The following is a 10,838-nucleotide window of genomic DNA, read 5'->3' as shown; positions in this document are numbered from 1 at the left end:
ATGATTGTGCTTCCTGCAGATCATTTAATTTTAAAAGAAGAAACTTTTCTGAAAAAAGCAGAACTGGCTTTTGAAATTGCTGCAAAAAACGAATATCTCGTTACGTTAGGAATTACCCCTACAAGACCTGATACGGGATACGGATACATTCAGTTTGTGGATAAGCACGATTCCGATTATTATAAAGTAAAAACCTTTACGGAAAAACCGATTCTTGAGATTGCCAAAAGTTTTCTGGAAAGCGGCGATTTCCTTTGGAATGCAGGGATTTTTATCTGGAGCGTAAAAAGTATTCATCATGCTTTTGAAATGTATCTTCCGGAAATGACACAGCATTTTATGGCTTGCGAATATAATGCAGACAGTGAAAAAAGCTGTATTGAACTGATTTATCCTAAAGTCCAGAAAATATCCATTGATAACGGAATTTTAGAAAAAGCACAGAATGTTTATGTAATTCCGGCAGATTTGGGCTGGAGCGATCTGGGAACATGGACCTCCGTTTATGAAAATGCAGATAAAGACGAGAATCTGAATGCAGTAACCTCTAAACTGCCGATTCTTACCTACAATGCGAAAGGAAATGTAATCCGTATGAAGAATAACAATAAAGCAGTGGTTATCGACGGACTGGAAAATTACATCATTGTAGATACCGATAAAGCTCTTTTAATCTGTCCGAGAGATCACGATCAGCTCATAAAAGATTATGTTTTAGACCTTAAAAACCTGAAGAAAGGAGATAAATTCATGTAAAATAATTCCTTTTTTTTCTCGTTCTGTAATTATGATAAAATTGATAAGAAAATTCTGGGTATTCGGTTTTTTGTTTTTGGGAACATTTTCTTACGCGCAGGAAAAGAAGCATTTTTCGAATGTTTCCAGTATTTTACAAAACATCATTCCGAATGTTAAAGCAACTTCCTGGCTTTTGATTCACAAAAGTTATGGCAAAGATCAAATCCTGAAACAGTCCGGAGCGCCAATTGATTATGTTTCCCCAGCATCAGGATTTAATATAGGAATTGCAGAAGAGGATGAATTTTACTACATTGTCTATGCTTCGGGCGGAAAAACAGAATACGTTACCACTCTCGAAGGGCTTAAAAACTTTGTAGGAAAACCCGATGATATTCAGGATGCTGCCATTTCTGCGGCTACAGACGGCTACATTATTGATGAGGAATTCAGAGATATTGCGGCGAATTATTACGAAGATAAATCCAATTATTATCTGAATTTAGGAAAACTCACTTCTACAGAATGTCCGTATCAGAAAAAACACTTTACTTTAACCATCAGTAAATCAACAGGAGCGATTACGGAAGCTAAAGATAACGGTTCATACATTGAGCTTTATAATAAAAAATGCACCAATAACCCAAGATTGCTGAAGATCGAGAAAAAAGAAGAACCCAAAGATGAGCCTAAAAAGAAACCCACAAGATCCACCAAACGGAAATAATTTTTACGAAACAGAACGTCTGATTCTTCGTCCGATGGCTTTGGATGATGCGGAATTTATTCTGGATCTTTACAACCGTCCGAAATTCATTCAGTTCATCGGGGATCGTAATCTGAAAACCATTTCCGATGCAGAAGATTATGTAAGAAACCGTTTTCTTCCTCAGATGGAAAGATTGGGCTATGGAAATTATTTAATGCTTACCAAAGAGGGAAATCATAAAATTGGAGGGGTAGGAATTTTCGAAAGGGAAGGATTGGATGTGGTAGACATCGGCTTTTCACTTTTAGATGAGTTTGAAGGAAAAGGGTATGCTTATGAAGCTGCTTTAAAGATAAAATCAGTCGGAATGCAGGATTTCGGATTGAAAAAGATTTCTGCCATTACAACAAAGGACAACTTTTCTTCTCAGAAATTAATTGAAAAGCTGGGGTTAAAATTTCAAAAATTCGTCACCATTCCCAACGATCTGGAAGAACTGATGTATTACGAAACAGAATAATATAGTTTTTACTTTTATTTAACCGCAAAAGCCACAAAAAAGATTCAACAGTTTTTAAAGATCTCTGATTTTTATTCTTTTGAGCCTTTTGCGATTAAATTAAAGATATTATTTAAAAACTATTTCAAAATCTGTGCAGCGTGATCTTTCGTTTTTACCTTATCGATAACTTCTGTACAGATTCCGTTTTCATCAAAAACAAAAGTGGTTCTTACAATTCCCATGAATTCTTTTCCCATGAATTTTTTCAGTTGCCAAACTCCGAATTTCTCAATAATTTCGCGGGTTTCATCAGCAATGATATCAAACGGAAATTCAAATTTCTCACTGAATTTTTTCTGATTTTTTACAGGATCTGCACTTACTCCCAACAATTCAAATCCCTGTTTATTCAGTTCTGCATAATTGTCTCTCAAATTACATGCTTCAGCGGTACAACCCGGAGTATTGGCTTTCGGATAGAAAAAAACAACAAGTTTTTTACCGATCAGATTTTCAGAATGTACCGTTTCGCCATCCTGATTGGTTCCTTCAAATTGAGGTAATTTATCTCCGACTTTCAACATAATGATTTATTTTTGTTCAAATTTAATGCTTCCATGACAAAAAAGCAAAGAGCCGAACTCGTACAGACCGAATTAGAAAAATTATATCCCGAAGTTCCCATTCCGCTGGATCACACCGATCCTTATACTTTAATGGTTGCTGTTGCACTTTCTGCACAGACAACCGATAAAAAGGTAAATCAGGTAACGCCTGAGCTTTTCGCGGTGGCAGGAACCCCACAAAGAATGGCAAAGCTGGAGGAATATCAGATTAAAGAATTAATCAAAGAAATCGGGCTCGCCAACACCAAAGCCAAAAACCTTAAAAGAATGGCTGAACTGCTTCTGGAAAGACACAATGGAGTAGTGCCGCAAACCTACGAAGAACTGGAAGCCCTTCCCGGAGTCGGGCATAAAACCGCATCCGTTGTGATGAGTCAGGGTTTCGGATTTCCTGCTTTTCCGGTAGATACCCATATTCACAGATTAATGACTCAGTGGAAGCTCACTTCCGGAAAAAACGTCGTGGAAACCGAAAAAGACGCCAAAAAACTCTGGAAGGAAGAAGTGTGGAATAAACTTCATCTTCAGATTATTTTCTACGGAAGGGAATATTCTCCCGCACGCGGAAACGGAGCCAAAGATTTCATCACCAAAATGCTGTTCGAGAAATAAAAGTATTTTCCGAAGCCTGAATTCCCCTCCTTTGGAGAGGTGGCGAAAATTCGGAAGAATTTTTGACGGGGTGGTTAAATAAATGAACAAACAAATCAATCCAGCAATCTCCGGTGATAATTAATCTGTCCCAGATGATAACTCAGATGCCCGAAAAGATGGATCAGGAAATATTCCGTCGTCATTCCATAACCCAAAGGTTCAAGCGGATATTGCTTCTGGAGGTCTTCATCAGACAGCCTTTCAAGCGTAATCGTCACCGTTTCGATCGTCTTTTCAATCTGTTGAACTAATTCCGTTCTCGGAACATCTTTTAATGAAAATTCAAGTTCCCTATTTCTTACATAACCGGAATTTCCCAAAACAGCTCCTGCAAAATGACTGAGGTTTCCCACAATATGCAACGTTAAATTTCCTGCAGAATTCGATATCTTCTCCTCTGTTTTCCAGAGGTTTGCTTCATTCTGGTAACATTCAATTTCCTGTTTCAGCTTATTTAAATCCCTTAGGAATAGCGATTTTAGACTTTCTGTCATTATTTTCTTATTTAATTTTTGTTTTAAAATATCCTCTGAAATTTTTAGTAACCAGAGAATCCAGCTTCGTCTCATAGTCGATAAACCCATAAATACTGTCGCTTTTTTGAAAGATGTACTTATTGAGAACCAATTTCTGATAAACCGGATGAGAATTGATAAATTTAATTTCGCCTTTTAATGTTTTTGGGTCAATATCTTGAATTAAAAACTGATCATTAAAAATCTTTACCAAAACTCCGTTTCCAAAATATCCGTTATAATTATTAAGCCAGATATTGATGGTGTCTCCTTTGTATTCAGTTTTACATTTATAATCTTCAAAACTGACTGATCTTGTATGATTGTACCCATCAGAAAAACTAGATATCTGTAAAATATAAGCTGTTCTTGTTGCGCTTTCAACTTTTTCACTGTTAAATAATTTAAGCTCAGGATATTTTGAGAGAATTTTAAATGTATCATTTTTACTTAAATTTTCATCAACAGTAATTTTTTCGGACGGTATAATTTTATTATTTTCAGATTTGCAGCTTAAAAAACACAATCCCAAAACTGAAACTATTAAAAAAAGAAATGCTTTTATCATGTTTTGTTTTTAAAACATAAAACTAAACAAAAAGCCACAAAAATTAATTTGTGACTTCAGTTTTTTAATGAGGAATTTCTTCTGTTAGGATTTCGTTTCCGGTTTTGTCATAATAAATACAGGTGTACTTATCGAGATCCACGATCCATTTTTCAATACCGGTTTCTGCGCAGTCTTCACAGAATTTCATATAATCCGTCTCTCCTCTCTGATGACTTTTAAGCTGCTGAACAAACTTTTCTTGGTCAGAATGATCAGCGATTGCTAAATCTTTATATTGAGGTTCTGAGGTTGTTTTAAAATCATTTTCTCCAAAATATTCGGTATGGCTGTCTTTTACCCATGTTTCAAAAGATTTCACGCCTAATTCCTTAATTTCTTTGATGTAATTTGGAAAATCTGCTCCTGTTTTTACTTTGCTGTGAGCAGATTCAATTTGTTCTACTGTAAACATCTTTTTTCGTTGTACTTTTTTATTATTCAATTTTAGTTGTTTGGGATCCCGGCAAAAATTATTTCTGTTTTTTCGCCCAAAGTTCCATTTTTCTGTTCAGAACATCTAAAGGAAGACAGCCCTGACTCAAAACTTCATCATGGAATTTGGCTAAATTAAATTTACTTCCCAGTTCTTTCTGGTACTTCTCTCTCAGTTCACGGATTCTCAACGAACCGATTTTGTAGCCTAAAGCCTGTCCCGGCATTGCCATATATCGTTCCACTTCTGCTGTTGCTCCCGCTTCGTCATAGGAAATATTACTTAAAAAATATTTAATCGCCTCTTCACGGGTCATTTTTCCGGTGTGGAGACCCGTGTCTACAACCAGTCTTACCGCTCTCAGCATTTGGTCGCTCAGATATCCCATCTTCTGATAAGGATCAGTATACAGCCCGAATTCAGGCCCTAAAGTTTCGCAGTAATGCGCCCATCCTTCACCATAAGCTCCAAACCATCCGAATCTCATGAATTTTGGCAGTTTTGTGTTTTCCTGCTGTAAAGAAACCTGATAATGATGCCCCGGAATTGCTTCATGCAAAAACAGAGATTCCATTCCTGATGTCACATTGAATTTTGAAGGATCTGGAAGCGGAACGTAAAATATTCCCGGTCTTTTTCCGTCAGGAGTTCCCTGTATATATTCTGCGCTTGCACTTGCTTCCCTGAATTTTTCTGTCTGTCTGATCTCAAATCCCGTTTTTGGCGTTACGGAGAACATGGTTTTCAGCTTTGGAGTGATCTTCGTTAAAATTCCGTTGAATGCAGCCAAAACTTCATTTGAAGTCTTGTAAGGCATTGCTTTCGGATCTGTTTTTACATGATTGATGAATTCTTCCAGTGTACCCGTAAAACCAACCTGCTGTTTTACTTTTTCCATTTCAGCGCGGAGCATGGCAACCTGCTGAAGTCCGGTCTTATTAATTTCTTCAGGTGTTTTATCCGTTGTGGTCCAGCTTTTTGCATAATATTGATAAATTTCCTTCCCGTTAGGTAAGCTGTTGTAACCGTCTGTTAATCTTGCTTTTGGTAAATATTCTTTTTCTAAAAAGTCACCCATTTTTGTATATGCAGGAATAATTTTCTGTACAATGGCATCCTGATAAAGCTTTGAGAACTTTTCTTTCTGTTCGTTTGTGAAACTTTTCGGAAACTTCCGGATCGGTCCGTAGAAAATATTTTTATCAAGATCGGTTGTTGTAATTTCTTCTGCTCTCATCTGAGGAATCATCTTTACCACCAGTTTTTTAGGCAAAACCATTTTATTGTTAATGCCTTCGCGGAAATTTTCAGTTGCGGCGTTCATCCATTCCGGAAATTTTTCCATTCTTTTCAGCCAGTCGGTGTAATCTTTTTCTGTTTTAAAAGGCTGGCTTCCTTCACCGCTTCCAAACAAAGGGAAATTCAGCGGAAGACCGCCAAACTGAGTAAAAGGAATATATTCCGGATGATAATTGTAAGCTTCAATTTTGTCTTTTAGTGTAAAGTTGAGTACATCATACACAACCTTATCATCATCCGAAAGATTTTTATAATCTACATTTTCCAGCTGCTTTTCCACAGAACGGTAAAAGGCAACCTCTCCGGATATAAAATCTTTATCAATATTAATCGGAAGCTGATCGTTGTACCGCAGGTCCCCCTGAGAAGTAGCGTCCAAAGGATAAAGCTTTAAATACTGCTCATAATAATTGGAAGCGATGGTGTCCAAATTAGATGGAGTAACTTTCGTTAAAGGAGAATCTGTTTTCTTACACGATGCCAGACTTAAAATTAAACCGGCTCCTACAATTGTTTTTGAGATGATGTTTTTCATTTCATAATCTTTAATGGACAAAAATAAATATTATATCAATGTAAAATTTCTCTGTGAGAAAATTAAGACTATAAAAATGAAATTAACCAACTAAACGGGTTTTAATGTAAAAAAGTAATATTATCGATTTTGAATTTTAAAATTTTAAATATAGATGTTAAATTATATGAATTATGTTTTATTTTTTTTCATGTAAAAAATATATTATATTGATTTTTTATTATAAAAATTGAATTATTTATGTCATATTACTTGTGTTATTAATTTTTTCTATATTGATAATTCATTAATGAATGATTAAAATTGTTGCAAAATATATTGATAATTGATTAATTTCATGGGAATAAATAATTCAAAGAGATATGAATAAAAAACTAATTAACCTCGTGATTGCTTTAACAGGAGTCTCAACAGTGTATGCCCAGATTGGTGTAAATTCAGCTTCGCCTAATACAACTTTTGATATTATTGCAAAAACCAGCGGGACAAAGCCTGAAGGTATTTTAATTCCAAGATTAACGGGAGACCAGATTAAAAACATGGAGAATCTTTTGGGAAGTGCCCAAAATTCTATGATCATTTACGCAACGAGTGCAGCATCCAGTCTTACGGCAAGCACCATTGATCTTACAGCTCCGGGATTTTATTATTATAATTTCGGATTAACAAAATGGGTGGCTCTTAACAATTTTGGAACAGCCGCAAAAGTGCCGATTTCCGGTCTTATTGACGGAACTGCGAATAATTCTATAGACAGCAAAAACTTTGCCCAGACATGGGATTGGACTACAGCAACTACTCAGGTTCCTCTCACATTAAGAGCAAATGCTTTAACCACAGGAACTTTGCTGGATATTACTTCCGCAAGTACTTCGTTGAACTCAACCAATGGATTGGTAAGAATCATCAACAATGCGGCACCTTCTGCGGCGGGCGGTATTTTTGTGAGATTTCAGCCGAGTAATGTTGCCGGAAGCGGAATGTCTCTCCTTAATAACGGAAACTCAGGGTTCGGGACAGCAACTCCTTCGGCAAAAATTCATATTTCGGAATCAGGCACCACCAATCAGCCCGCGGCAATTATAAGTCAGTCCAGCAGTGCCGCAGATACGGGAAGTTTATCCGGCACAGGATCCAAAGGATTTTATATTGATATGAGTTCCGCTACTCTAGACAGGGCGTTGGTAATTAATCAAAATGGAACAGCTGCGAATTCAAGAGGATTAAATATTACAATGGCTTCCGGTAATCCTGCAGTTGGAGGGTTTATTAATCAGACAGGAACAGGAGAAGGTTTCAGAGTTCAGAATGGTAATACAACAAATAATAATGCGGGTGTTTACATTTTGCATAGCGGAGCAGGAAGTGGAGTTTATGCCAGCGCTGATGCCGCCGGATCTGATGCTTCTACATCTGTTTCTACAAGAAGATCAATGGTTTGGGGGGATAGAATAATTGGAAGTGCGGCAGGAAATAATGCAGGGGGTGGCTATTCCGGACCAAGTTCTGCAGCGACTACTTTAGCACACGCAACGCTGTATGGCTCCATGGGTAATGCAACCACTACTGCAGCTACAGACACCTATATATTCGGTGTTTTAGGAGAAGTGCTTTCTGTTTCAAGTGCAGCAGCAGTTGACAGATCCGGTGGAGTATTGGGGAACTCGCAGGTTTCTGGTACTTTTGGAATATTGGGATACCGAACTTCAGCATCGGCTAATGCAGGGGTTTACGGAAATGCCGCCATGTCTACCGGAACCGGAAGATTTGCAGGTTCTGATGCTTCAGGATTCGGTGTAATGGGAGTTGGTGATCTTATGGGAGCTGCTTTCAGAGGAAATGTTTACGGGATTAATGCAAGCGGAAGCCGTTACGGAATGTATGTTGACGGAGCTACTTACACAAATAATATAATCGCTAACGTAAGCACGGTGGAAGGAAGTGCAGAAAGAGTAACTACCTATGTTCCGACATCTACAACAGCGGACATTTACACAAGAGGAACCGCAGCTGTTGATGCGAGCGGCAGAGTGAGTGTGTCATTCGACAAAAAATTCTCCGATCTGGTAGCCGAAAATTCTGTCGTGGTAACAATTACTCCGATCGGGAAAAGTTCTTCGATTTATCTTGAGCAGGAACCTTCAAAAACAGGATTCAGTGTTAAAACGGATGACAACAGTCAGGTAAAATTCTCCTATATTGCTGTAGGAACGAGAAAAGGTCTTGAAAATGTTTCGGTTCCAAAAGAAATTCTGGCGAAGGACTATGACGAAAATATGAGCTCCGTACTTCATAATGAAGCTGATACTTCCTCAAAAGGAAAACCTGTCCACTGGAATGGTTCTGAACTGAAATTTGAAAGATCTTCAGGTTCATCAGGCAATGCAAGGATGGATAAGCTTCAAAATAAAACCGAAAAAATTGAATAACCTTCTTCGATAATAATTTTTTACAGAAGTGTCGTTATCAAAAGGCGGCACTTTTTTATGAACTTTAAATTTTAAAGTCTCTTTACATTAAATTTAAAACAGATTTTTTAAAAATACTTTTCAAAAAATTTTTCACGTTCAATCTATTTTTTATCTTTGTTGAAAACGTTTAACAATCATATTATTACCGCTCTTTTTTTTAAGAAATAATGAAAGGGATTTTAAAAATTTACCATCCGGACGAAACGCTAAAGTACAATATCAGAAATACTTATTGCAAGGCGGTCTACAGCAACCAACAACATTTCCTAGAGGTTGAAATTATTACGGATGACAGTCTGGATCATGTAGAGGATGATTCATTACAGTATAACTTTCCACAGCTTTCTCTTGAAGTGTTCGATTTTCCTATTGATTCTGCTGAAATAGAGGGAAAAACCATCACCATTAATGATTCTGATGAAGATACTTATACGGAAGTAGACCTTTTTGATGACGAAGAGGCTTTTATTTACGATAACGAGCTTCAGTTTGAGAAAAATGAAGAAGGAGAGCTTCAGGTAATCTGGAAAGGAACCATTGATGATTTCTACACCGGATCAGAAACGCCCATTCCTTTCAGGCTGAAATGTGAATTTAAGCAGGAAGAAATTGAGGTAGACGAAGATTAATTATCTTTCTTTATCCCCCTTTTTTATATCAGATTTCTTTTCAAATCATTTTTGGTAAGAAATTTGCTGTTTATGAAAATAATAAACTTTAAGTTGTTTTTAAGCAATTTTTAAGAGTTCAATTCATAATATTCCATTACTTTTGTCGTTACAACCTTTATAAAAATACACTTTAATGCTGTTAACGGAACTTACTCAGATTTTATTTGCCCAGGTTGCTGCACCTGCAGTAGCGGCAGACGATTTAGAATTCTCATTTTGGAAAATCATGTTTCACGGAGGAGCTTTCGCTAAAATAGTGATGGTAACCGTGTTGCTGCTCGGTGTTTTTTCCGTGTATCTTTTCTTTGAGCGTTTTTTCTTTATTAAAAGATTAACCTCAAGAACAGATGCCAATTTCATGGATAACATTGAAGATTTTATTAAAGAAGGTAAAATTGAATCTGCGGCGGATTACTGCAAGAGACAGAATTCTCCGGAAGGAAGGATTTTAGAAAAAGGAATTTCCAGACTGGGACGCCCTGTTTCTGATATCGTAAGTGCAATGGAATCTCAGGCTCAGGTTGAGGTTGCCAATATGGAAAAGAACCTGAATCTTTTGGCGGTAGTTCCAAGTATTGCTCCGATGTTGGGATTATTAGGAACGGTAATCGGGATGATCATCGCTTTCTTTAATTTATCTCATGCAACGGGATCTTTCTCTCCGAAAACATTGTCTGAAGGTATTTATACAGCATTGGGACAAACGGCAGTAGGTCTTGCCGTGGCAATTCCGGCAAACTTTTTTTACAATTTATTGTTAACAAGAATTGATAAATTTGTACTGAAAGCGCAAAACATGTCCGGCGAATTTTTAGACCTTATCAATAAACCGTTATAATTTTTTCTTATGAAACCGAAAGGTTCCATCTGACAAACATAAAATCAGAATCAACAGATGAAAATTCAGAGAAGAAATAAAGCAAACCCGGAATTCAGTTTAGCAGCGAAGACAGACGTTATCTTGCTGATGCTGATCTTCTTTATGGTAACTTCTTCAGCAGCCAACCAAAGTGCGATCGATGTGAAATTACCAAAAGCAGATACCGCAGCAGACAATATTCCGAATCCTTTGGTG

The 10,838-nt window shown here is 37.0% G+C and carries 13 protein-coding genes; 8 read left to right on the top strand and 5 right to left on the bottom strand.

All coding sequences use genetic code 11. From position 1 onward, the window contains the following. From WFK35_RS15665 to WFK35_RS15655, 3 genes are all read left to right on the top strand, one after another. A partial coding sequence (locus tag WFK35_RS15665) for a mannose-1-phosphate guanylyltransferase (protein WP_336733381.1) occupies positions 1 to 756 on the top strand: 756 nt, incomplete at its 5' end. A 31-nt stretch (positions 757 to 787) separates the two neighbouring features. Further along, entirely contained in the window at positions 788 to 1,465 is a 678-nt protein-coding gene (locus tag WFK35_RS15660) for a hypothetical protein (protein WP_336733380.1), read from the top strand. Continuing rightward, positions 1,422 to 1,967, top strand: coding sequence for a GNAT family N-acetyltransferase (locus tag WFK35_RS15655; RefSeq protein WP_336733379.1), 546 nt, complete (start codon positions 1,422 to 1,424; stop codon positions 1,965 to 1,967). Before WFK35_RS15660 ends, WFK35_RS15655 begins: the two co-directional genes overlap by 44 nt. A gap of 119 nt (positions 1,968 to 2,086) precedes the next feature. Here the strand turns inward: WFK35_RS15655 and bcp are convergent, their stop codons facing one another. Further along, the gene (bcp, locus tag WFK35_RS15650; protein WP_336733378.1) at positions 2,087 to 2,533 is read right to left on the bottom strand and encodes a thioredoxin-dependent thiol peroxidase; all 447 of its coding nucleotides are present in this window, start codon (positions 2,531 to 2,533) and stop codon (positions 2,087 to 2,089) included. A gap of 33 nt (positions 2,534 to 2,566) precedes the next feature. Between bcp and WFK35_RS15645 the strand changes: the two genes are divergently transcribed. Then, the gene (locus WFK35_RS15645; RefSeq protein ID WP_076394093.1) at positions 2,567 to 3,187 is read left to right on the top strand and encodes an endonuclease III domain-containing protein; all 621 of its coding nucleotides are present in this window, start codon (positions 2,567 to 2,569) and stop codon (positions 3,185 to 3,187) included. A gap of 95 nt (positions 3,188 to 3,282) precedes the next feature. On the opposite strand, the gene WFK35_RS15640 is transcribed toward WFK35_RS15645, so the two are convergent. The 4 genes from WFK35_RS15640 to WFK35_RS15625 form a co-directional block, all read right to left on the bottom strand. Next, entirely contained in the window at positions 3,283 to 3,723 is a 441-nt protein-coding gene (locus WFK35_RS15640; RefSeq protein ID WP_235132154.1) for a DinB family protein, read from the bottom strand. A 7-nt stretch (positions 3,724 to 3,730) separates the two neighbouring features. After that, positions 3,731 to 4,312: a hypothetical protein gene (locus WFK35_RS15635; protein WP_336733377.1), complete on the bottom strand. Its 582-nt coding sequence runs from the start codon at positions 4,310 to 4,312 to the stop codon at positions 3,731 to 3,733. 64 nt (positions 4,313 to 4,376) lie between these two features. Further along, a complete protein-coding gene (locus WFK35_RS15630; protein WP_336733376.1) occupies positions 4,377 to 4,766 on the bottom strand; it encodes a DUF1398 domain-containing protein in 390 nt (129 codons plus the stop codon). 58 nt (positions 4,767 to 4,824) lie between these two features. Next, positions 4,825 to 6,621, bottom strand: coding sequence for a DUF885 domain-containing protein (locus tag WFK35_RS15625; RefSeq protein ID WP_336733375.1), 1,797 nt, complete (start codon positions 6,619 to 6,621; stop codon positions 4,825 to 4,827). Positions 6,622 to 6,983: 362 nt separating this feature from the next. Here WFK35_RS15625 and WFK35_RS15620 point away from each other — a divergent pair, with 362 nt between their 5' ends. From WFK35_RS15620 to WFK35_RS15605, 4 genes are all read left to right on the top strand, one after another. Continuing rightward, complete coding sequence (locus tag WFK35_RS15620) at positions 6,984 to 9,050, top strand: hypothetical protein (protein ID WP_336733374.1); 2,067 nt, start codon at positions 6,984 to 6,986, stop codon at positions 9,048 to 9,050. A gap of 209 nt (positions 9,051 to 9,259) precedes the next feature. Further along, the gene (locus WFK35_RS15615; protein ID WP_214587731.1) at positions 9,260 to 9,721 is read left to right on the top strand and encodes a hypothetical protein; all 462 of its coding nucleotides are present in this window, start codon (positions 9,260 to 9,262) and stop codon (positions 9,719 to 9,721) included. Between the two features lie 175 nt (positions 9,722 to 9,896). Next, positions 9,897 to 10,601, top strand: a complete 705-nt coding sequence (locus WFK35_RS15610) for a MotA/TolQ/ExbB proton channel family protein (RefSeq protein WP_336733373.1) — start codon at positions 9,897 to 9,899, stop codon at positions 10,599 to 10,601. A 57-nt stretch (positions 10,602 to 10,658) separates the two neighbouring features. After that, the coding region (locus WFK35_RS15605) for an ExbD/TolR family protein (protein WP_336733372.1) at positions 10,659 to 10,838 on the top strand (180 nt) is incomplete at its 3' end.

The organism is Chryseobacterium sp. VD8, assembly GCF_037149975.1.
In the GTDB taxonomy this organism is placed as follows: Bacteria; Bacteroidota; Bacteroidia; order Flavobacteriales; family Weeksellaceae; genus Chryseobacterium; species Chryseobacterium indicum.
Note: the sequence above shows the minus strand (reverse complement) of the source record. Positions and strands in the feature narration are given on the sequence as shown.